Annotated in this window: 19 protein-coding genes; 11 read left to right on the forward strand and 8 right to left on the reverse strand. The window is 60.2% G+C overall.

What is annotated here, in order from left to right:
- Nucleotides 1–50 precede the first annotated feature (50 nt).
- Entirely contained in the window at nucleotides 51–1592 is a 1542-nt protein-coding gene (locus AC3WMT_RS14715) for a phosphoenolpyruvate carboxykinase (protein WP_025110978.1), read from the reverse strand.
- A gap of 181 nt (nucleotides 1593–1773) precedes the next feature.
- On the reverse strand, nucleotides 1774–2676 hold the full coding sequence (gene hslO, locus AC3WMT_RS14720; RefSeq protein WP_103304141.1) for an Hsp33 family molecular chaperone HslO: 903 nt from the start codon (nucleotides 2674–2676) through the stop codon (nucleotides 1774–1776).
- 105 nt (nucleotides 2677–2781) lie between these two features.
- Between hslO and AC3WMT_RS14725 the strand changes: the two genes are divergently transcribed.
- Nucleotides 2782–3582: a phosphatase PAP2 family protein gene (locus tag AC3WMT_RS14725; protein WP_103304140.1), complete on the forward strand. Its 801-nt coding sequence runs from the start codon at nucleotides 2782–2784 to the stop codon at nucleotides 3580–3582.
- 159 nt (nucleotides 3583–3741) lie between these two features.
- On the opposite strand, the gene AC3WMT_RS14730 is transcribed toward AC3WMT_RS14725, so the two are convergent.
- Nucleotides 3742–4149, reverse strand: a complete 408-nt coding sequence (locus AC3WMT_RS14730; protein ID WP_103304139.1) for an RNA-binding S4 domain-containing protein — start codon at nucleotides 4147–4149, stop codon at nucleotides 3742–3744.
- A gap of 116 nt (nucleotides 4150–4265) precedes the next feature.
- On the opposite strand from AC3WMT_RS14730, the gene rimA reads away from it, so the two are divergent.
- Genes rimA through rimK form a run of 3 tightly spaced genes read left to right on the forward strand, consistent with a single transcriptional unit; the run spans nucleotide 4266 to nucleotide 6443 of the window.
- Nucleotides 4266–5045, forward strand: coding sequence for a S6 modification regulatory phosphodiesterase RimA (rimA, locus tag AC3WMT_RS14735; RefSeq protein ID WP_103304138.1), 780 nt, complete (start codon nucleotides 4266–4268; stop codon nucleotides 5043–5045).
- Nucleotides 5046–5061: 16 nt separating this feature from the next.
- Nucleotides 5062–5541 carry a retropepsin-like aspartic endopeptidase RimB gene (rimB, locus tag AC3WMT_RS14740; RefSeq protein ID WP_016986269.1) on the forward strand — a complete coding sequence of 160 codons (480 nt, stop codon included), beginning with the start codon at nucleotides 5062–5064 and terminating at the stop codon, nucleotides 5539–5541.
- A complete protein-coding gene (rimK, locus tag AC3WMT_RS14745) occupies nucleotides 5538–6443 on the forward strand; it encodes a 30S ribosomal protein S6--L-glutamate ligase (protein ID WP_007949201.1) in 906 nt (301 codons plus the stop codon). Before rimB ends, rimK begins: the two co-directional genes overlap by 4 nt.
- 200 nt (nucleotides 6444–6643) lie before the next feature.
- Here the strand turns inward: rimK and AC3WMT_RS14750 are convergent, their stop codons facing one another.
- Nucleotides 6644–7957, reverse strand: a complete 1314-nt coding sequence (locus tag AC3WMT_RS14750) for an ATP-binding protein (protein WP_103304137.1) — start codon at nucleotides 7955–7957, stop codon at nucleotides 6644–6646.
- Nucleotides 7958–8070: 113 nt separating this feature from the next.
- Complete coding sequence (ompR, locus tag AC3WMT_RS14755) at nucleotides 8071–8811, reverse strand: osmolarity response regulator transcription factor OmpR (protein ID WP_016986271.1); 741 nt, start codon at nucleotides 8809–8811, stop codon at nucleotides 8071–8073.
- 359 nt (nucleotides 8812–9170) lie between these two features.
- On the opposite strand from ompR, the gene AC3WMT_RS14760 reads away from it, so the two are divergent.
- The 7 genes from AC3WMT_RS14760 to tauD all read left to right on the forward strand — a co-directional run bounded on the left by AC3WMT_RS14760 (nucleotide 9171) and on the right by tauD (nucleotide 17714).
- The gene (locus AC3WMT_RS14760; protein ID WP_103304136.1) at nucleotides 9171–11495 is read left to right on the forward strand and encodes a Tex family protein; all 2325 of its coding nucleotides are present in this window, start codon (nucleotides 9171–9173) and stop codon (nucleotides 11493–11495) included.
- On the forward strand, nucleotides 11495–11878 hold the full coding sequence (locus AC3WMT_RS14765) for a PaaI family thioesterase (RefSeq protein WP_103304135.1): 384 nt from the start codon (nucleotides 11495–11497) through the stop codon (nucleotides 11876–11878). The genes AC3WMT_RS14760 and AC3WMT_RS14765 overlap by 1 nt, the downstream gene beginning before the upstream one ends.
- A 317-nt stretch (nucleotides 11879–12195) precedes the next feature.
- Nucleotides 12196–13779, forward strand: a complete 1584-nt coding sequence (gshA, locus tag AC3WMT_RS14770; protein ID WP_103304133.1) for a glutamate--cysteine ligase — start codon at nucleotides 12196–12198, stop codon at nucleotides 13777–13779.
- 328 nt (nucleotides 13780–14107) lie between these two features.
- Nucleotides 14108–15085 carry a taurine ABC transporter substrate-binding protein gene (gene tauA / locus AC3WMT_RS14775; protein WP_103304132.1) on the forward strand — a complete coding sequence of 326 codons (978 nt, stop codon included), beginning with the start codon at nucleotides 14108–14110 and terminating at the stop codon, nucleotides 15083–15085.
- Nucleotides 15086–15101: 16 nt separating this feature from the next.
- A complete protein-coding gene (gene tauB / locus AC3WMT_RS14780; RefSeq protein ID WP_103304131.1) occupies nucleotides 15102–15896 on the forward strand; it encodes a taurine ABC transporter ATP-binding subunit in 795 nt (264 codons plus the stop codon).
- Nucleotides 15893–16726: a taurine ABC transporter permease TauC gene (gene tauC, locus AC3WMT_RS14785; protein ID WP_103304130.1), complete on the forward strand. Its 834-nt coding sequence runs from the start codon at nucleotides 15893–15895 to the stop codon at nucleotides 16724–16726. The genes tauB and tauC overlap by 4 nt, the downstream gene beginning before the upstream one ends.
- Nucleotides 16727–16871: 145 nt before the next feature.
- Nucleotides 16872–17714 (forward strand): taurine dioxygenase, encoded by an 843-nt coding sequence (tauD, locus tag AC3WMT_RS14790; RefSeq protein ID WP_103304129.1) that lies wholly within the window; start codon nucleotides 16872–16874, stop codon nucleotides 17712–17714.
- A gap of 160 nt (nucleotides 17715–17874) precedes the next feature.
- Here the strand turns inward: tauD and mgrA are convergent, their stop codons facing one another.
- From mgrA to AC3WMT_RS14805, 3 genes are all read right to left on the reverse strand, one after another.
- The gene (mgrA, locus tag AC3WMT_RS14795; protein WP_103304128.1) at nucleotides 17875–18912 is read right to left on the reverse strand and encodes an L-glyceraldehyde 3-phosphate reductase; all 1038 of its coding nucleotides are present in this window, start codon (nucleotides 18910–18912) and stop codon (nucleotides 17875–17877) included.
- 85 nt (nucleotides 18913–18997) lie between these two features.
- Complete coding sequence (locus AC3WMT_RS14800) at nucleotides 18998–20320, reverse strand: LLM class flavin-dependent oxidoreductase (RefSeq protein WP_103304127.1); 1323 nt, start codon at nucleotides 20318–20320, stop codon at nucleotides 18998–19000.
- A 1-nt stretch (nucleotide 20321) separates the two neighbouring features.
- A complete protein-coding gene (locus tag AC3WMT_RS14805; protein WP_103304126.1) occupies nucleotides 20322–22547 on the reverse strand; it encodes a TonB-dependent receptor in 2226 nt (741 codons plus the stop codon).
- Nucleotides 22548–22744: the final 197 nt, after the last annotated feature.

Consider the following 22744-nt stretch of genomic DNA (forward strand, 5'->3'; position numbering starts at 1 on the left):
ACTTACAAAAAAGCCGCCCCAAGAGGCGGCTTCTTCATTCACGACAGATCTTACAACTTAGGCCCAGCAGCCTTGATCGCGTCGCTCACTTCGAACTTCTTGAAGTTCTCGATGAACAGACCGGCCAATGCCTTGGCAGCCTCGTCGTACGCAGCCTTGTCAGCCCAGGTGTTGCGTGGGTTGAGCAGGTTGGTTTCAACGCCCGGTACGGCCAGTGGCACGTCGAGGTTGATGGTGTCGAGGTGCTCGGTGGCGGCACCGATCAGCGCGCCGCTCTGGATTGCTGCGATCACCGCGCGGGTGGTCGGGATGTTGAAGCGTTTGCCGACGCCGTAGCCGCCACCGGTCCAGCCAGTGTTGACCAGGTAGACCTTGGAGCCAAAGCCGCGGATGCGCTTGATCAGCAGTTCTGCGTATTCGCCAGCCGGACGCGGGAAGAACGGTGCGCCGAAGCAGGTGGAGAAGGTCGACTTGATGCCGCTGCCCGAACCCATTTCAGTCGAACCCACCAGCGCGGTGTAGCCGGACAGGAAGTGGTAGGCCGCTTGTTCTTCGTTGAGGATCGACACTGGCGGCAGCACGCCGGTCAGGTCGCAGGTCAGGAAGATCACAGCGTTTGGCTCGCCACCCAGGTTCTTCTCGGAACGCTTGGCAACGTGTTCCAGCGGGTACGCGGCACGGCTGTTCTGGGTCAGGCTGACATCGGCGTAGTCGGCGTGCTTGGCGTCGTCGATGACGACGTTTTCCAGAACGGCGCCGTGCTTGATGGCTTTCCAGATGACCGGCTCGTTCTTCTCGGACAAGTCGATGCACTTGGCGTAGCAGCCGCCTTCGATGTTGAAGACAACGCCTTCGCCCCAGCCGTGTTCGTCGTCACCGATCAGGTAACGGCTTTCGTCGGCCGATAGCGTGGTTTTACCGGTGCCCGACAGACCGAAGAACAGGGTCACGTCGCCTTCTTCGCCGATGTTGGCGGCGCAGTGCATTGGCAGCACGTCAGCGGCCGGCAGCAGGAAGTTCTGCACGGAGAACATGGCTTTCTTCATTTCACCGGCGTAACGCATGCCGGCGATCAGCACTTTCTTCTGTGCGAAGTTGAGGATCACGCAACCGTCGGAGTTGGTGCCGTCACGCTCTGGCACGCACTCGAAGTTGGCCACGTTGAGCACTTGCCACTCTTCACGGCCAGCCGGGTTGTACTGGGCCGGGTTGATGAACAGGCAACGACCGAACAGGTTCTGCCAGGCAGTCTGCGTGGTCATTTTCACGGCCAGGTAGTGATCTTCGGCCGCGCCTACATGCACGTGGGAAACAAAGTGCTCTTGCGCGTTGTTGAACGCCTCGACGCGAGCCCACAAGGCATCGAACTTGTCGGCCGGGAACTTGCGGTTGATCGGGCCCCAGGCGATAGCGGCCTGGGTGGAAGGCTCTTCAACGATGAAACGGTCAACAGGCGAACGACCGGTGCGGTGACCAGTGCGAACAACCAGAGCGCCGGTATCGGCAAGCTCGCCCTCACCGCGGTTCAGGGCTTCTTTTACCAGATCATCAACACTCAGATCGGTGTACACGGCGTTATTGGCTTGCGTCATGAGGTTCCCCGTCGGCCAGTGGCCGAGTGTGCTCCAAACGTTTTGTAGTAGAAAGTCGTGCACTACTACCGCGAAAAAAGTGGGCCGGATTATGCCAGAAAAGCCCAAAAAGAGTAGGGTCCTCCCGTCGTAACGGCGATATTCCGTCGTTACGCAGTGAATTTACCTGCGCTGAACCGTTTTAGTGCCGGGTATCTGACGGCGTGTCGACGCCTGCGCCAGCGAACAATTGAGCTACATCGGTCGCATCAAACAGGTAGCGCTGGTTGCAGAACTGGCAATCGATCTCGATGTTGCCGCCGTTTTCCACCACCAGAGCCTGTGCATCTTCCTGACCCAGACTTACCAGTGCATTGCCCGAGCGCTCCCGCGAGCAGCTGCAATGGAAGCGCAGTTTCTGCACATCGAACAGGCGCACCTGCTCTTCATGGTAGAGACGGTGCAGCACGGTTTCATTGTCCAGGCTCAACAGTTCATCGGCGGTCAGCGTGCTGGCCAGCGCGGTGATGTGCTGCCAACTGGCGGCGCGGTCTTCTTCGTCTTTCAAGCGATCGGCGGGCAGTTGCTGCAGCAGCAGGCCACGGGCACGACGACCGTCGGCGAACAGCTGGAAGCGGGTGCCGACCTGTTGCGACATGACGAAGTAATTGGTGAAGCACTCGGACAGGGTTTCGCCGTCGAGGTCGACGATGCCCTGATAGCGCTGGCCGACAGTCGGGTCGACGGTCAGAGCCAGGACGCCGTTCGGCATCAAGTCGCTGAGGGTCGCATCCGCCGCGATCTGATCGGCGTGGTAACGCGCCAAACCACGGATTTCACGGTCGCTGGAGCACTCGATCATCAGCATCGGGATCGGGCCTTCGGAGCGTGCCTGCAGGATCAGCAAGCCGTCGAACTTCAAGGTGCCCACCAGCAACGAGGCCGCCGCCATCAATTCGCCGAGCAACTGCGCGACCGGTTCCGGGTACGGGTGCTTGGCGAGGACTTCGGCGTAGCTGCGCTCCAGCGCGACCAGTTCGCCGCGCGTGTCGCTGTCATCAAAGATGAAGCGTTGGGTGTAATCGGTATCCGGTAGGTCGGTCATAGGTCTGGGTATCTGAATGAGGTGACAAAATGGTTACAAAGAATGAAAATTTGCGCTTCTTGGCACTTTTTTTGGTGCCGACTGCTTAGCCATGGGAGGCATTTTATGAACAATCCGGGTTTGTTCCAACAAAGGTGGAACCTCGGCCGGCTGGTTCTGTGCAATGTGGTGCCATTGGCGCTACTGGCTTTCTGGTTATGGCCTACGGGCAACGCGCTGTGTGTGTTTTTCGACGAGTGGCTGTTCCGCTCACTCAACGCACCGCTGGCCAGCAACCCGATATGGCTCCACATCTGGGCAATTGCAAGTCTGCGTCCTTTCGACATTGTGGTCGGGCTGATTCTGCTGACGCTGCTGATCAAGGGCGACTGGGTGTTCAAGGCGATTGATGTGCGTCGCGCCTTTTTCGGATTTTTCTCGATCCTGCTGTTGATGGTGGTGATCCGCACGCTGTTTTCCAAGTTCGCCGACCACATGGACTGGCAGCACAGCAGCCCGTCGATGGTTCTTGAAGGCGCGGTGCACATCAGCGACTACTTCCCACATCTGGAGAAGACCTGGGAGCTGAAGGATCGCTCCAGCCAAAGCTTCCCTGGCGACCATGCTTCGGTGCTGTTGATCTGGGCGCTGTTCATGGGCGTGTTCAGCCGTACGGTCGGCCAGTTCCTGGTGATCTGGGGCCTGGCGCTGCTGTTCATGCTGCCGCGGCTGGTGGCCGGCGCGCATTGGGGTCAGGACGATTACATCGGCGGCGTGTTGCTGGCGGTGTGGGCGTTGGGCTGGGGTTACTACACGCCGTTTGCCTATCACGCCGCGAATTTCTGGCTGAAGGTGACTTCGCCGATCTTCAATCTGCTGGGCAAGTTGCCGCTTGTTTCGCGGATGAGTGTGGTGCGTAGCGCCTGATACCGCGTCGTCCATGGCGAGTGCTGCGCACTCGATCGCGGGCAAGCCACGCTCCCGCAGTGATATTCAGTGAACATAAATTTTGTGAGCATCTGAAATACCTGTGGGAGCGGGCTTGCCCGCGATGACGTCAGCACAGACAACACAGCAACTACGGCTCTACTCGTCGTTACTGTTCCCACGAAATTTAAACAGATCCCGCCGCTGCTTCTTGCTCGGCTTGCCATCGGTGCTCACGCCCAAGGCACCCGCCTTGCGCATCGCCGCAGCCGCTTCGCGTTTTGCCACGCTCGCTTCGGTTTCCGCATACAACGTCTGCGCTTCAGGCGCGCCACGACGCACAATCGACAAGGCTTCGACCTTCACCGTACGCACTTCGAAACCAGTACGAATCTCGAATTCATCGCCGATGCGTGGCTCTTTGCCTGGTTTGCAGCGCTCGCCCCGACAATGCACTTTGCCACTCTCGATCGCTGCTTTGGCCAAGGCCCGGGTTTTATAAAAACGCGCAGCCCACAACCATTTATCGAGACGGACCTTGTCGTCTTCTTCCTGTTTTTGCGCCATATGAATTCCTCGTTCTGCCAGTAGTCGGAACTGTACTACCGTTTCTGTCGGGCGCAAGAATTCGGCCCTCCAGATAGACTGTGATCTTCGCCGGTTCAGCGGCATGGAGTGATCGAGTGACTAAATTTCCGTCTTCATTGACCTCGCCACAGGCCGGTTGCCAGGGCTGCCAGCAAAGCGAACCGCTGGGTTTTGATTTTGACTTCGCCTACCAACCTATCGTCGATCTGCGCGACCAGTCGATTTTCGCCCATGAGGCGCTGGTCCGTGGTCTGGCTGGTGAAGGCGCATTGACGGTGTTAGATCAGGTTACAGAAGACAACCGCTACCGCTTCGACCAACTCTGCCGGACCCGCGCCATCGAAGGCGCGGCCAACCTTAATATGCAGACACACTTGTCGATCAACTTCATGCCCAACGCCGTCTATCGTCCAGAGCTATGCATTCGCAGCACCCTGGAGGCCGCCAAAAAACACAGTTTCCCGATCGACCGACTGATTTTCGAAACCCTGGAAAGCGAGCACGTAGATAACTATCGCCATTTGACCAATATTCTGCGTGAATACCGCGAATTCGGCTTCAAGACCGCCATCGACGATTTCGGTGCCGGTTATTCGGGGCTCAATCTGCTGGCTGATTTCCAACCGGACCTGATCAAACTCGACATGGCGCTGATCCGCGATGTCGATCAAGACCGCGTTCGTCAGGCTATCGTCCGGGGTATTGTCACAATCTGTGCGGAGTTGGACGTTACAGTCATCGCCGAAGGCATCGAGAGCGCCGGTGAACGGGATTTCCTGGCGGACTGTGGAATATTTCTGATGCAGGGGTACTGGTTCGCCAAACCTGCATTCAAAGCGTTGGCCCAGGTTTCACCTGAGGCGTGGACGCGTTAATCGTTGGTTTTATCCATTGAAGACATTTGACCATTTGACCGTTGTCGGTCTGCGCGAGTGGGTGGCGCTCCCGGATTTGGGAGTCGCCGGCCTGCGGGCGAAAATCGACACCGGTGCCAGCACCTCCAGCCTGCATGCCACCGATATCGAGCCGTTCGAGCGCGACGGCGAGAAGTGGGTGCGCTTCACCGCGCACCTGGGCACGGTGGTGCAGTTGCGTCACCGCCGTTGCGAAGCGCCGCTGGTAACGCGCAAAACCATTAAAAGCTCCAACGGCCATGCCCAGGAGCGCTATGTGATCAGCACCACCCTGGCCCTGGGTGATCGGGTCTGGCCGATCGAGTTCACCCTCGCCTGCCGCAAATCCATGCGCTATCGCCTGTTGCTCGGTTCCAAAGCCCTGATTGACGGCCATCTGGTGGTCAATCCGGGCATCAAATATGTACAAGACAAGCCGGTGTTCCCGGTATCTACCTCCTCCACAGGTGTTGCATGAAGATCGCTGTGCTGTCGCGGAATCCGCGTCTGTATTCCACCCGTCGTCTGGTCGAAGCCGGCACCGAACGCGGGCATGAAATGGTAGTGATCGACACTTTGCGCGCCTACATGAACATCGCCAGCCACAAGCCGCAGATCCACTATCGCGGCAAACCGCTGGAAGGTTTCGACGCGGTAATCCCGCGGATCGGCGCGTCGGTGACGTTCTATGGCTGCGCAGTGTTGCGTCAGTTTGAAATGATGGGTGTCTTCCCGCTCAACGAATCGGTGGCGATTGCCCGTTCGCGGGACAAGTTACGCTCGCTGCAGTTGCTTTCGCGGCGCGGCATCGGTTTGCCGGTGACCGGGTTTGCCCACTCGCCGGATGACATCCCCGACCTGATCGACATGGTCAACGGCGCGCCACTGGTGATCAAAGTGCTGGAAGGCACTCAGGGCATTGGGGTGGTGTTGTGCGAAACCGCGACCGCTGCGGAGTCGGTGATCGAGGCGTTCATGGGCCTGAAGCAGAACATCATGGTTCAGGAATACATCAAGGAAGCGGGCGGCGCGGACATCCGCTGCTTTGTAGTCGGCGACAAGGTGATCGCGGCGATGAAGCGTCAGGCCAAACCGGGTGAATTCCGTTCCAACCTGCATCGCGGCGGCAGCGCCAGCCTGATCAAGATCACCCCGGAAGAACGCATGACCGCGTTGCGTGCTGCCAAAGTCATGGGCCTGGCGGTGGCGGGTGTGGATATCCTGCGTTCCAATCATGGGCCGCTGGTGATGGAAGTGAACTCGTCGCCGGGGCTGGAGGGGATCGAGACCACCACAGGGAAGAATGTGGCGGGGATCATCATCGAGCACCTTGAGAAGAATGGCGGGCCGAATATGACTCGCACCAAGGGTAAGGGCTAGAGCGAAGAGCAAGAGCCCCTCACCCTAACCCTCTCCCATAGGGAGAGGGGACTGATAGGGAGATGCTTAAGAGATACGCCGACCTGATCCTGCTGTGCCGAATCCACAATCGAGCCAGTCTTTCAGGTCGATGTACAACGCCAGACACCTCGGTCGGCCCCCTCTCCCTCTGGGAGAGGGCTGGGGTGAGGGTTTATGTTTTAAACGGCATCCCGCGGCAACATCAGCCCCAACGGCAACCGCACCCGCGCTTCAAGCCCACCCCCAGACCGGTTACGCAACTCAACATTGCCCCCATGCATCGAAGCAATCCGCTTGACGATCGCCAGCCCCAACCCGGTGCCCTTGCCGCCCCGCGCCCGATCTCCTCGGGTAAACGGGTTGAAAATCGCTTCAAGTTCGGAAGGATCGATCCCCGCCCCACGGTCCATCACGCTCAGCACCACATACGGCGCGCTGACATCACCGGACACATAGGCGGCGACTTCCACACTGCTGCCAGCATGGTTCAAGGCGTTGCCGATCAAGTTGTTCAATAGGCGTTTCATCGACACCCGACGTAGCGGAAACGGCTGGATCGGTTCGAGGCGCAAGCGCACTTTCTCTTCGTTCTGGTTGTACGGTGCCGCCACCTCACGCACCAGATCGCTGAGATCGACCTCCTCCACCGACTCATCACGACCATCACGGATGAACGCTAGGAACTGGTCGAGAATCGCGTCCATGTCTTCGATATCGCGCACCATGTCGTCAGTCAGGTCGTTGCGGTCGCCCATCAACTCCAGCGACAGGCGTAATCGGGTCAACGGTGTACGCAAGTCGTGGGAAACCCCTGCCAACATCAATTCACGCTCACGGCCGGCCTGTTCGACATCTTCGGCCATCTGGTTGAAGGCGCGATACACCTCGGTCATCTCGCTTGGCGTATCGCTGATCGGCAGGCGCACGCTGCGACCCTGACCGAGTTGCCGGGCAGCGTAGACCAGACGCTTCAAGGGTTGGTTGAGCTGGCTGACGAAAATCCACGCCGAGGCGGTCGACAGCAAACCGATCGCCAGGAACCAGCCGAGCACGTTCCAGATTTTCTGACCACGCAACGGGTGCGGATACAACGGGACTTTCAACCAGCCATCGCCCAGGCTCGGCGCGCGAACCCACAATGCCGGCGGCGAGTGCATGCGCAATCGCACTTCGGTGTCGGCACCGAGTTCCGCCTGCATTTGCCGTTGGTAGATTTCGCTGTAGGGCCAGTGCTGTTCGCCTTCCGGCACACCGGCACCCACCACCCGGATCAGGGTGGCGGCGTCAGCGATCTTCGCGCGATTTTCTTCGTCAGCGGCCCAATAGGCGCGCAGCGTCAGGGCGACGCCGTGGCTGTATTGGCGATCCACCAGCACGTCCTCGTTCATCAATAGATAAACCAGGGTCAGCGCCTTGGAAAACAGCACGACGATGAGCACCAGCCAGAGGGTGCGGGAGAAAAAACTTTGGGGGAACCAGACGGGGGTTTTCATCTATAACCGCTACACACTTGCAGGAGCGAGCAATGCTCGCATATTGCGGATTGCGAGTCTGCGGGCATGGCCGTTCGACCAGCCCCCGCAGACCCGCTCCTACAAATCGCCGATCACTTGGTGGCGGCGCCATCCGGTACGAACACGTAGCCCACGCCCCAGACAGTCTGGATATAGCGCGGTTTCGACGGATCAGGCTCGATCATCCGGCGCAGACGGGAGATCTGTACATCGATGGAACGCTCCAGAGCATCCCACTCGCGGCCACGGGCCAGGTTCATCAGTTTGTCGCGGGTCAATGGCTGACGCGCGTTCATCACCAAGGCCTTGAGTACCGCAAACTCACCGGTGGTGAGCATGTGCACTTCGTCGCCGCGCTTCAGTTCGCGAGTGGCCAGCGACAATACGTAATCACCGAAAGTGACGTTTTCGTCTTCGCTGCCCGGTGCGCCCGGTACCGGTGCGGCCTGACGACGCAGCACCGCTTTGACCCGAGCCATCAGCTCGTCCGGGTTGAACGGCTTGGCCAGATAATCGTCGGCGCCCAGCTCCAGGCCCTTGATGCGGCTCATCTCATCGCCCTTGGCGGTGAGCATGATAATCGGAATCTGGTTGTTTGCCGCCCGCAAACGGCGGCAGGCGGTCAGACCGTCTTCGCCAGGCAGCATCAGGTCGAGTACGACCAGATTGAAAACTTCACGCGACAGCAGACGATCCATCTGCTCGGTGTTCGGTACGGTACGGGCGCGGTAGCCCTTGCTGACGAAAAACCGTTCCAGCAGGCTGCTCAGCCCCGGATCGTCGTCAACGATGAGAATTTTTTCGCCTTCAGCAGTTTGTGCAGTGCTGCTCATTGGATGCTCCTTTTAGCTCGGCGCGCATTATGGCGTAGCTGCCGTTATACGCACCGTGTGCATTGTTAGCAGATTTTTCCTTCACTGCCAGAAAACCGGGGTTTATGCCTACAGACTGCAACGCCCCCGAATGACAGAACGCTGGTTATAATGCGCGGCGTTTTGTGCCAGGCAACGTCTGAATCGTTACCGCAGGTGGCAGGCCTTTTTTTCCTGCCCGGCGCAGTAATTGTTCGATTTCACGGGTCAATGGGCTGCCTTTTGACCCAGGCAGCGGCAATCTTCAAGCCGCTCAACCAGACTCCGGGCCTTTATTTCCGTGCCTGCGAGCCTGCTTTCACAATATGTCAGGTGGTTTTATGGACAGCATCAACAGCCGCATCGCCGAGGAACTCGGCGTACGCCCACAACAGGTCGAAGCGGCCGTCGCGCTACTCGATGAAGGCTCTACCGTTCCCTTCATCGCCCGTTACCGGAAAGAAGTCACCGGCAGCCTCGATGACACCCAGTTGCGTCATCTGGAAGAGCGCCTGCGCTACCTGCGAGAACTCGACGAACGGCGCATCAGCATCCTCGCCAGCATCGAAGAACAAGGCAAACTCACTCCGCAGCTTGAACGCGACATCAAGCTCGCCGACACCAAGACTCGCCTCGAAGACTTGTACCTGCCGTACAAGCAGAAGCGCCGCACCAAGGGCCAGATCGCCCTGGAAGCCGGCCTCGGCGAGCTGGCCGAAGGCCTGTTCAACGACCCGAACCTGACCCCGGAAGCCGAAGCCGCACGTTTCGTCGACGCCGAAAAAGGCGTGGCTGATGTGAAGGCGGCGCTCGAAGGCGCCAAATACATCCTGATGGAGCGCTTTGCCGAAGACGCCAGCCTGCTGGAAAAGCTGCGCAATTACCTAAAGCAGGAAGCGACCCTCAGTGCCCGCGTCATCGCCGGCAAGGAAGAGGAAGGCGCCAAGTTCCGCGACTACTTCGAACACGACGAACCGCTGAAAAGCATGCCGTCGCACCGCGCGCTGGCGATTTTCCGTGGCCGTAACGAAGGCATCCTCAGCTCTGCGCTGAAAGTCGGCGACGAGCTGCCGGGCACCATGCACCCGTGCGAAGGCATGATCGGTCAGCAATTTAATATCCAGAACCAGAACCGTCCGGCCGACAAATGGCTCGGCGAAGTGGTGCGTTGGACCTGGAAGGTCAAGCTCTACACCCATCTGGAAACCGACCTGCTCGGCGAGCTGCGCGACAGCGCCGAAACCGAGGCGATCAACGTGTTCGCCCACAACCTGCACGACCTGCTGCTGGCCGCCCCGGCCGGCCCGCGCGCGACCCTGGGCCTCGACCCGGGCCTGCGTACCGGCTGCAAGGTCGCGGTGGTCGATTCGACCGGCAAGCTGCTGGATCACGCCACGGTTTACCCGCACGTTCCGCACAACAAGTGGGACCAGACCATCGCCATTCTGGCCGCCCTGTGCGCCAAGCACTCGGTGGACCTGATCGCCATCGGCAACGGCACCGCCAGCCGTGAGACCGACAAACTGGCGATCGAGCTGATCAAAAAATACCCGGCCATGAAGATGACCAAGGTCATGGTTTCGGAAGCCGGCGCATCGGTGTACTCGGCGTCGGAGCTGGCGGCCAAGGAATTCCCGGACCTGGACGTGTCGATCCGTGGTGCAGTGTCCATCGCCCGTCGCCTGCAGGATCCACTGGCCGAGCTGGTGAAAATCGATCCGAAATCCATCGGTGTCGGCCAGTACCAGCATGACGTTTCGCAACTGAAACTGGCGCGTGGCCTGGATGCTGTGGTTGAGGACTGCGTGAACGCCGTCGGTGTTGATGTGAACACCGCTTCGGTGGCGCTGCTGGCGCGGATCTCCGGCCTCAACGCGACACTGGCGCAAAACATCGTCGCTCACCGCGATGAACACGGCGCCTTCAAAACCCGTGCAGCACTGAAGAAAGTCGCGCGTCTGGGCGAGAAAACCTTCGAACAGGCCGCCGGCTTCTTGCGCGTGATGAACGGCGACAACCCGCTGGATTCCTCTGCAGTTCACCCGGAAGCCTATCCGCTGGTGCAGCGCATTGCCGCTGAAACCGACCGCGATATTCGCTCGCTGATCGGCGACGCCGCGTTCCTCAAGCGTCTGGACCCGAAGAAATTCACCGACGAGACCTTCGGTCTGCCAACCGTGACCGACATCCTGCAAGAACTGGAAAAACCGGGCCGTGACCCGCGTCCGGAATTCAAGACTGCCGAGTTCCAGGAAGGTGTCGAAGACCTCAAGGATCTGCAACTGGGGATGATTCTCGAAGGTGTTGTCACCAACGTGACCGCGTTCGGTGCATTCGTCGACATCGGCGTGCATCAGGATGGTCTGGTGCACATTTCGGCGCTGTCGGAGAAGTTCATCAAGGATCCGCGTGAAGCGGTGAAGGCCGGTGATGTGGTGAAAGTGAAGGTCATGGAAGTCGACATCCCGCGCAAACGCGTTGGCCTGTCGATGCGCATGGGCGACACCCCGGGCGAGAAGATCGACGGCGCCCGTGGCTCGCGTCCGGGCTCGGCGCAGCGCCAGCCTTCGAACAACGCGCCACGCAAGGAAACCGTCACCGCCGCGCCGGTGAACAATGCGATGGCCTCGCTGTTCGCCAACGCCAAGCAGTTGAAGAAACGCTGATGGACGTTCCGGCCGGGCTCGTCGAGAGCGCGTTTTTCAAGCTGTTGGGCTGCCGCCTGCACAGCCTGGAAACCGGGGTGGCGCAAGTCACCCTGGGGCTGGAACCGCAACTGCGCAATCGCGGTGGCAAATTGCACGGAGGCGCGCTGTTCAGTCTGGTCGACATCGCCATGGGGCTGGCTTGTTCCAGCACCCACGGCTTTGACCAGCAGAGCGCGACCATCGAGTGCAAGATCAACTATATCCGTGCCGTTTCCGACGGTGAGGTGCTGTGCACGGCGCGGGTGATCCACCCGGGGCGGCGCACGCTGGTGGTCGAAGCCGACGTAATGCAAGGGGACAAACTGGTCGCAAAAGCGCAAGGCACCTTCGCTGTCCTGTAGATGTTGTTCATCATTTTGAGTTAATTTCGGCGCTGTGATCGCAGCGTCGAGCTTTTCTGTGGGAGCGGGCTTGCTCGCGAAAGCGCTGTGTCAGGCGATATTATGTTGACTGACACTGCCTCTTCGCGGGCAAGTCCGCTCCCACAGGGATCGCGTATTCTTCGCGTGCATCAGCCAGATTCAGGGAATGAAGTTGGCGTTTCAACGGGGGCTTTGAGGCCCGAAAAACCAGGCGAAAACGCCAGTTTCAACTTCACCCTTGTAGACCGTCCTGCCCACCCCCATATTGGGGCGACTGACGCGTGAAGGAATCCAAATTGAGCGAACTTCTCAACCGCCGCCTGGCTCTGCTCGGCGAGCGCGCCAACCTCTCTCTGCTCGAACAGTGCCTTCACGGTATCGAACGTGAATGCCTGCGCGTGACCAGCGAAGGTCGACTGGCGCAAACGCCGCACCCGGAAGCCTTGGGTTCCGCGCTGACCAACGAACAAATCACCACCGACTATTCCGAGTCGCTGCTGGAATTCATCACGCCCGCCCTGCCCGACCCGGCGGATACGCTGGCGAGCCTGGACAAGATTCATCGCTTTGCCTACAGCAAGCTCGGCAACGAGTACCTGTGGAGTCCATCGATGCCGTGCCCGTTGCCGGCCGAGGAAGACATCCCGATCGCCTATTACGGCACCTCCAACATCGGTCAGCTCAAGTACGTCTACCGCAAGGGCCTGGCCCTGCGTTACGGCAAGACCATGCAGTGCATCGCCGGGATTCACTACAACTTTTCCCTGCCGGAAAAGCTCTGGCCGCTGCTGCGCGAAGCCGAGGGTTTTGTCGGCACTGACCGCGATTTCCAGTCGGTTTCCTACATCGCGTTGATCCGTAATTTCCGTCGCTACAGCTGGCTGCTGATGTACCTGTTCGGTGCATCGCCGGCGCTGGACGCAGGCTTCCTGCGCGGTCGTTCGCATCAGCTGGAACAGCTCGATCCGGACACCCTGTATCTGCCCTACGCCACCAGCCTGCGCATGAGCGACCTCGGTTATCAAAGCAACGCCCAGGCCGGCCTGACGCCGTGCTACAACGATCTGGCGAGCTACACCGACAGCCTGCGCAAAGCCGTGGCCACGCCGTACGCGCCGTACGTTGAGGTCGGCACGCACAAGGATGGTGAGTGGGTGCAGCTCAACACCAACATCCTGCAGATCGAAAACGAGTACTACTCCAACATCCGCCCGAAACGCGTGACCTACACCGGTGAGCGGCCGATCCAGGCCTTGATGGCCCGTGGCATTCAGTACGTCGAAGTGCGTTGCCTGGACATCAACCCGTTTCTGCCGATGGGCATCGACCTTACCGAGTCGCGCTTCCTCGACGCGTTCCTGCTGTACTGCGCGCTGAACGACAGCCCGCTGCTGACCAACACGTCGTGCGGCAACGCCACCTCGAACTTCCTCAGCGTGGTCAAGGAAGGTCGCCGTCCGGGCCTGCAATTGCAGCGTGACGGTGAGCCGGTCGAGATGAAGACCTGGGCGACCGAGCTGCTGGAACAGATTGCCCCGCTCGCCGCGCTGCTGGATCAGAGCCATGGCGGCGACGCGCACAGCAAGGCGCTGGATGCGCAACTGGCCAAGGTCCGCGATCCGTCGCTGACGCCTTCGGCGCAGGTGTTGGCGGCGATGGCTGAGCACAAGGAAAGCTTCGCGCAGTTCTCCCTGCGTCAGAGCCAGGCGCATGCCGAGTTCTTCCGCAGCGAGCCGTTGGCGGCGGATGAGCAGGCGAAGTTCGAGGAACTGGCGCGATCTTCGCTGGCGGCGCAGGCTGAGCTGGAGCAGAACGAAGTGGGCGATTTCGATGTGTTTGTCGGGTCGTACCAGGCGAGCATTCTGGCGATCAGTAACTGAAGAGCCCCTCACCCTAACCCTCTCCCAGTGGGAGAGGGGACTGACCGCGGTGTTGATGCGAAGTACGCCGACCTGAAATACCGTGTGATGATCGTTCCCATGCTCTGCGTGGGAATGCCTCAAAGGACGCTCTGCGTCCCAGTGACGCGGAGCGTCACAAGCTGAATTCCCACGCAGAGCGTGGGAACTATCGAAAGGCTCTCTCTACCCTCCTTCTTAGATTTTTCCGCTCATAAGCTAAGTCTAAAAAGTTATTTATTTTTAGATTCTTAGATCATTTAGTCTCCTTTCCACGCCGATCCTCGGTCGCCTGAACTGGAGCACTCCCATGAAACTGCATTTCCCGCTTCGCCTGCTGGCCGTGGCCTCTCTGGCTGCCGCGAGCTTTCTGGCGCAGGCCGCCGACCTCACCGTCGCTTATCAGACCACCGTTGACCCGGCGAAAGTCGCCCAGGCCGACGGTGCCTACGAGAAGGCCACCAAAGCCGACATCAGCTGGCGCAAATTCGATAACGGTGCCGATGTGATCACCGCCATCGCTTCCGGCGACGTGCAGATCGGCTACCTCGGTTCAAGTCCGCTGACCGCTGCGATCACCCGCAAAGTCCCGGTGGAAACCTTCCTCATCGCCACCCAGATCGGCGCCGCCGAAGCGCTGGTCGCTCGTGACGGTTCCGGGATCAAGACGCCACAGGATCTGGTCGGCAAGAAAATCGCCGTGCCGTTCGTATCGACCGGTCACTACAGCCTGCTCGCCGCACTCAAGCACTGGAACATCGACCCCTCGAAAGTCACCGTGCTCAACCTCGCGCCGCCAGCAATCATCGCTGCGTGGAAACGCGGTGACATCGACGCCACTTACGTGTGGGACCCAGCCCTCGGAGTAGCCAAGGAAAACGGCAAAGTGCTGATCACCTCCGGTGAGCTGGCCAAGTTCGGCGCGCCGACTTTCGATGCCTGGATCGTGCGCAAGGATTTCGCCGAGAAGCACCCGGAAATCGTCCGGGCGTTCGCCAAAGTTACCCTCGATGCCTACGCCGATTACCGCAAAGACCCGAAAGCCTGGCTCGCCGATCAATCCAACGTCGACAAACTGGTGAAACTCTCCGGCGCCAAGGCCAGCGACATTCCATTGCTGCTGCAAGGCAACGTCTACCCACTGGCGGCTGATCAGGTCAGCGACCTTGGCGCACCGACCACCAAAGCCATCACCGACACCGCCGCGTTCCTCAAGGAGCAAGGCAAGGTCGAAGCGGTTCTGCCGGACTACGCGCCGTACGTCAGCGCCAAATACATCACCAACTGATCGGGAGTTAACTGCGATGGCTTTGCTACAGCTGGAGCGCATCAGCGCACAGTACGCGGGCAGCCCGGAACCGGTGCTGGCGGATATTTCTCTGACCCTGGGGCCGCAGCAATTGCTGGTGGCCCTCGGCCCATCCGGCAGTGGCAAGACTTCGCTGTTGAACCTGATTGCCGGCTTCGTCGAACCGAGTGCCGGGCGCATCACCCTCGACGGCGTGCCGGTCAAAGGCCCGAGCGCCGAACGTGGCGTGGTGTTTCAGGACGACGCGTTGCTGCCTTGGCAGGACGTGTTAGCCAACGTTGCATTCGGTCTGGAGCTGGCCGGTGTCGCCAAGGACAAGCGCGAAAAGATCGCCCGCGAGATGCTCGCGCTGGTCGATCTATCCGGTTTTGAAAACCGCCGTATCTGGCAACTTTCCGGTGGCCAGAAACAACGCGTCGGCCTCGCCCGTGCACTCGCCGCCGACCCGCGCGTGTTGCTGATGGACGAACCCTTCGGCGCCCTCGACGCATTTACCCGCGAACAAATGCAAGAGCTGTTGCTGCAAGTCTGGCAGCGCACCGCCAAACCGGTTTTTCTGATTACCCACGACATTGAAGAAGCGGTGTTCCTCGCAACCGACCTGATTCTGCTGGCGCCGAATCCGGGGCAGATCGTTGAGCGTCTGCACCTGGATTTCGGCCAGCGTTACGCCGCTGGCGAATCGGCACGGGCGATCAAATCCGACCCGCGTTTTATCGAAACCCGTGAACACGTGCTGAGCAAAGTGTTCTCGCAACGCAGCGCCGTTCAACGGCAGGAGCGCGCATGAGCAGTTACGACGTTTCCGCCCCGGCAGTGAAAACCCCATCGGTAGCGAGCCCGGTGCGCCGCAGTCTCAGCACGCGCTGGATCAGCCTGCTGACGTTGTTCGCCTTGCTGGTGATCTGGTGGGCGGTGACCGCTACTGGATTGATCGAGCCGCTGTTCCTGCCACCGCCCTCCGCTGTGCTGCAAAAAGGCTGGTTGCTGGCCACCAGCGGCTATATGGATTCGACCCTGTGGCAACACCTCGGCGCGAGTCTCAGCCGCATCGGCCTGGGGCTTGGTTTCGCGATTCTGACCGCCGTGCCGGTGGGCATCGCCATCGGTGCCAACCGCATCGCCCGTGGCGTTCTGGATCCGTTGATCGAGTTCTACCGGCCTATCCCACCGCTCGCCTACCTGCCGCTCATCGTGATCTGGTGCGGCATCGGCGAATTGTCGAAAGTGCTGCTTATCTATCTGGCGATTTTCGCGCCGATCGCCATCGCCACAGCTACCGGCGTGCGCACGGTTGACCCGGCCAAACTGCGCGCAGCGCAGTCGCTCGGCGCGACTCGCGCACAACTGATTCGCCATGTGATTTTGCCGAGCGCTCTGCCGGACATTCTGACCGGTGTGCGCATTGGGCTGGGGGTTGGCTGGTCGACGCTGGTCGCCGCTGAACTGATCGCCGCCACCAGTGGTTTGGGTTTCATGGTGCAGTCGGCCGCGCAGTTCCTGGTCACCGATGTGGTGGTGCTGGGGATTCTGGTCATCGCCCTGATCGCCTTCGCCATGGAAATGGGCTTGCGCGCTTTGCAACGCAAACTGGTGCCGTGGCACGGCCAGGCGCACTGACCCATTTCATGTAAATCCCTTGTAGGAGTGAGCCTGCTCGCGATTGCCGAGTGAAAGGCAACGGCTGTTGTGAATGACGCAACGCTATCGCGAGCAGGCTCACTCCTACAAAAGCTCTGCCCCCCCGAATTTGAAGAGTAAGACCATGAGCAGCCTGAACATCACCCCATTAAGCTCGGCCCTCGGCGCGCAGATCAGCGGCGTCGACATCAGCCAGCCGTTGAGCCTGGAACACCGCGACGCCATCGAGCAGGCGCTGCTCAAATACCAAGTGCTGTTCTTCCGCAACCAGCCGATCGAACCGTCGCAACAGGCGCGCTTCGCTCACTATTTCGGTGATCTGCACATTCATCCGATCTACCCGAACGTGCCGGAACAACCGGAAGTGCTGATCCTCGACACCGCTGTCACCGACGTGCGCGACAACGCGATCTGGCACACCGACGTGACCTTCCTGCCGACGCCGGCGATGGGCGCGGTGCTCAGCGCCAAGTTGTTGCCGGAATTTGGTGGCGACACGCTGTGGGCCAGCGGCATTGCCGCGTATGAAGCGCTGTCGGCACCGATGAAAGGCTTGCTTGAAGGGCTGACCGCAACCCACGATTTCACCCGCTCGTTTCCGCTGGAGCGCTATGGCAACACGCCGGAAGCGCTGGCGCAGTGGGAAGAGGCGCGACGCAAGAATCCGCCGTTGTCGCATCCAGTGATCCGTACGCATCCGGTCAGCGGGCGGCGTTCGTTGTTCGTCAACGAAGGCTTCACGTCGAAGATCAATGAGCTGTCGGAAACCGAGAGCGAGGCGATTCTGAAGTTCCTGTTCGCCCACGCGACGCGGCCGGAGTTCACCATTCGCTGGCGTTGGCAGAAAGACGATATTGCGTTCTGGGACAACCGCGTGACACAGCATTACGCGGTGGATGATTACCGGCCGGCGCGGCGGGTGATGCAGCGGGCTACGGTTTTGGGGGATGTGCCGTTTTTCAGATAAGACCCGGTTTCCTCGTTGTCTGAACTGACCCCTTCGCGGGCAAGCCCGCTCCCACAGGTACAGCGCCGTTCACAGCTTTTGTGTACGACTGGAACCCTGTGGGAGCGGGCTTGCCCGCGAAAGCGTCAGAGCAGGCGCCGAATCATTCGGCGCCAGTCACTTATTCCGCCGTCGAAGGCTTCTCCCACAGATTGATCCCACCCTCTTGGGCAAACCGGTCAATCTCCGCCAACTCTTCAGCACTGAAGCTCAAATTCTTCAACGCCCCGACGTTCTCGATAATCTGCTCCGGCCGGCTTGCACCGATCAGTGCCGAGGTCACCCGTGGATCACGCAGCGTCCACGCCAGCGCCAGTTGCGCCAGGCTCTGCCCACGACGCTTGGCGATCTCGTTCAACGCGCGCACATGCGCGATGTTCGCCTCGGACAAGTGCGAAGCCTGTAACGAACCACCGCCCGGACGATTGACCCGCGCATCTTCCGGCACGCCGTTGAGGTATTTGTCGGTCAACAGGCCCTGCGCCAATGGCGTGAAAGCGATGACGCCCGTGCCGAGTTCCTCGGTGGTATCGAGCAGATCCTTTTCCACCCAGCGGTTGAGCAGGTTGTACGCCGGTTGGTGAATCAGCAACGGCACTTTCCACTCTTTCAGCAACGCCGCCATTTCACGGGTTTTCACTCCGGAATACGAGGAGATGCCGATGTACAGAGCCTTGCCCTGCTGCACCGCAGTGGCGAGGGCGCTGGCGGTTTCTTCCAGCGGGGTGTCCGGGTCGAAGCGGTGCGAATAAAAGATATCCACATAATCCAGACCGAGGCGCTGCAGGCTCTGGTCGAGGCTGGCCAGCACGTATTTGCGCGAACCGCCGCCCTGGCCGTAAGGGCCGGGCCACATGTCCCAACCGGCCTTGCTGGAGATGATCAGTTCGTCGCGGTACTGCTTGAAGTCTTCGCGCAGAAGGCGACCGAAATTGGTTTCGGCGCTGCCGTACGGCGGGCCGTAGTTGTTGGCCAGGTCGAAGTGGTTGATGCCCAGATCGAACGCGGTGCGCAGCAAGGCGCGTTGGGTGTCGATCGGCGTGCTGTCGCCAAAGTTGTGCCACAGGCCCAGCGACAGCGCCGGCAACACCAGACCGCTGCGACCGACGCGGCGGTAAGGGATGGAGTCGTAGCGGTTTTCGGCAGCGGTGTAAGTCATCGAATCCTCTCTTGTCTGTCTTTTGGTCATCTGAAGTCGAACACTTTGTGGTGAGGGGATTTATCCCCTCACCACAACAGCTCTATCAATCACAAAATCTGTTTCGGGGCCGGGCCAGGCCAAGGTTCTCGCGCAACGTCCGACCCTCATACTCGGTTCTGAACAGCCCACGCCGTTGCAGTTCCGGCACCACGCCATTGGCGAAATCTTCGAGCCCGCCCGGCAGATGTGGCACCAGCACGTTGAAGCCGTCCGCAGCGCCCTGTTCGAACCACTCCTGCAAGCGATCGGCAATCTGTACCGGCGTGCCCACCAGAGTGTAATGCCCTCGCCCGCCGGCAATCTTGCGGCCCAGCTCAGCCAGCGTGAGGTTTTCGCGCCCCGCCAGTTCGGTCAGCAGTTTTTGTCGACTCTGCTGCCCGCTGTCAGTCAGCGGCAACTCGGGCAGTAGCCCGTCCAGCGGGTACTTCGACAAGTCGAAGTTGCCCAGCATACGCCCAAGCAAGGCGACGCCAACCTCGGGTTCGACTAATTGCTGAAACGTTTCACATTTTTCCTTCGCCTCGGCTTCCGTCTGCCCGACGACGACAAAAACTCCGGGCATGATTTTCAACGCATCGGCACTGCGGCCGTACTTGGGCAAACGTCCTTTGAGGTCGGCATAGAACGCTTGCGCGCCGGCCAATGAAGTCTGTGCGGTGAACACCACTTCAGCCGTTTGCGCCGCCAGTTCACGCCCGGTTTCGGAGGAGCCTGCCTGCACAATCACCGGTTGCCCCTGAGGTGAGCGTGCGACGTTCAGCGGACCTTTGACGCGAAAGTGCTCGCCGACGTGATCGAGCACGTGGAGCTTTTCCGGGTCGTAATACGCACCGCTGGCCTTGTCGCGGTGAAAGGCATCATCCTCCCAACTGTCCCAGAGCCCGGTCACCACCTGATGAAATTCACGGGCGCGACTGTAGCGTTCGGCGTGGCCGATGTGCTCCTCGCGACCGAAATTCAGAGCTTCGGCGGCGTTATCCGAAGTCACCAGATTCCACCCCGCTCGCCCACCCGACAAATGATCCAGTGAAGCAAATTTACGCGCCACATGGTACGGCTCGTTGTAGCTGGTGGTGGCCGTGGCGATCAGGCCTATGTGCTCGGTCACCGCACTCAATGCCGAAAGTAACGTCAGTGGCTCGAAGTGATCCGAGCGCGCCATGCGACTGGCGATGTCCTGGGTCGGCGCGGCGACGCTGTCGGCAACGAACAGCGCATCGAATTTCGCCGCCTCGGCAATCTGCGCCAGCCGTTTGTAATGGGCGAAATCGAGACCGGCATTGGCCGGCACATCCGGATGACGCCACGCGGCAACGTGGTGCCCGGTGGCCATGAGGAACGCTCCAAGCTTCAGCTGTCTGCTCATCTTAGAAATCCTTGCGCAGTTGCACGCCGAAGTAGCGCTCGTCATCCCGTGGCACGGCGCGGTAGATGTAGTTGCCGCCGCTGGCGAGCAGTGGCGAATACGACTTGTCGGTGAGGTTTTTGCCGAGCAGCGCCACGCGCCAGCCATTGGTGTAATCGGCCAGGGCGATGCTGGCGTTCCACAGGCCGTAGGCGCCCTGTTTGGTGTCGGGGTTCTGGCTGATGTCGTACTGCACTTCGCTTTGCCAGCTGTAATCGGTGCCGAGTTCGATATCCAGGCCGTTATCCAGCGGGATGCTGTAGTCGGCGCGCACGTAGCTTTTCCAGTCCGGGCTGAACGGCAGCGGCTTGCCGTTGACATTGCACGACGCCGCCGCGCCCGCCGGGCAGGCGAACTCGTCGATGCGCGCCCGGGTGTAGGCCAGCGCGCCGGAGAGCTTCAGTTGCTGGGTGGCCTGCAACGCGTAATCGAGTTCGACACCTTCGGTGCTGACGCTGCCGGCGTTGATCAGGCGCGTCACCACTTGCCCGGCCACCGTGTCGAAAAAATTGGCCTGATAGTTGTCGTAATCGCTGTGGAAAACCGCGAGGTTGGTGGTCAGGCGATTGTTCCAGCTTGTCGCTTTGATACCGGCCTCCCAGGTGTTGGAGGTTTCCGGCTTGAGTGCTTCGGTGTCACGCGGCTGCATGTTGAAGAACACGTTGTAGGCCGGGCCTTTGTAGCCGCGCGAGTAAGTCAGGTAAGTGGTGACTGCGTCGCTCAAGTCGTACTGCACGCCGAGGCGGCCGGACCAGCCGTCCTCATCCACCGAACCGGAACTGCTGGTCGCCGGCTGGATGCCGCTGACGGTGGTCGCCGAGGTGGAGACGCGGCGGTGATCGTATTCCAGATCATCGTGGGTATAGCGCAGACCGGCGATGCCACGAAAGTCCGAAGTGAAGTTCAACGTCGCTTCACCGAACGCCGCGTAGCTGTCGCTGGTGGTGCTGTAATCGGCCACACCTCGGTTGACGCTGGTGGTCGTGGTCAGCGTGCGCTGATAGGTTTCGTCGTCCTTGCCGTGCATGTAAAACAGGCCGCCGACGTATTCGAGGAATTCACCTTTTGGCGATGCCAGACGCAGCTCCTGCGAGTATTGATCGAAGGCCAGATCGCCCTTGTCCGCCGTGCCGGGGAACGCTGCTGTCACCGTGCCGAGACGATCGCCGTCCTGATACTGGGTGTTGTCCCAGCCGCGCCACGCAGTGATCGACGTCAGGGTGTAATCGCCCAGTTGCCAGTCGAGCTGGCCGGACAAACCTTTGTTGGTGTCTTCGACGTGGCTGCGGGTGTCGGTATTGATGTCACGGTTGTGGCTGGTCGCATTGACCGGGCTCAGCGCATTGGCGAAGGCCGGAGTCAGTGACTTGCTCACCACACCATTCGGGCCGTCATCGTGGGATTGCATGTAGTCGGCGATCAGGGTGAAGGTGACGTCATCGTTCGGGGTTAATTCGAGTTTGCCGCGCACGCCACGATGGTTGTAGCCGTTGACCTCCTGACCGTTGTGTTTGTTGTCGACATTGCCGTCGTAGCTGCCGAACAAGGTGCTGATCGAGCCCTTGAGCGTGTCCGGAATCAGGCTGCCGCCGATGCCGAAACGCGTGCGGCTTTCGTTGCCGCTGTAATAGGACTGATCGATGTAACCGTGGGTCTCGGCGGTCGGCGCTTTGCTGGTGATGTTGAGCACCCCGGCCGAGGCGTTCTTGCCGAACAGCGTGCCTTGCGGGCCGCGCAAGACTTCGACGCGCTCCAGATCCAGGAGGTCGAGGGTCGACTGACCGGGACGCGCATAAACCACCCCATCAATCACCGTGGCCACGGTCGGCTCGACGCCGGGTGAGGTGGAAATCGTGCCGACGCCGCGGACAAACAACGAGGTGTCCTTGTTCGACGCGCCGGTGCGGAAATTCAGCGACGGCTCTTGCTGGACGATGCTCGCCACGCCGTTGCGGTTATCGCGTTCCAGCTGTTCGCCGTCGATCACCGAGACCGCCACCGGCACCTTCTGCAGCGACTCTTCGCGGCGTGTCGCCGTGACGGTCACCGACTTGAGTGTCGGCTCCTGATCAGCACTCTCAGCCGCGAATGCATTGGGCAGCGGCAGCGCCGCCAACCCGGTAAAAAGCCAGCCTGCCGCGCGAATCGATTGCGCCAGTTTGTGTGTCGCCCCAGGAATGTTGTGCATGTTTGCCCGCTCGAAATTGGCCCTTAACCGCTGCCGTTCTGCGACGACAGCGCCTGAATCGGTGTCTTGGGCATTCGCTCGAGCGAGTAGCAGACAATGCGCTTTGTTAGCGCTACCATCTCCAGTATCTGCAAGCCGTACATAGACCGTCCAATACTGAAAAATTACTTTTATATGCGTTTTGGTTTTTAAGAAGG

It is taken from the genome of Pseudomonas sp. FW305-7, assembly GCF_058786735.1.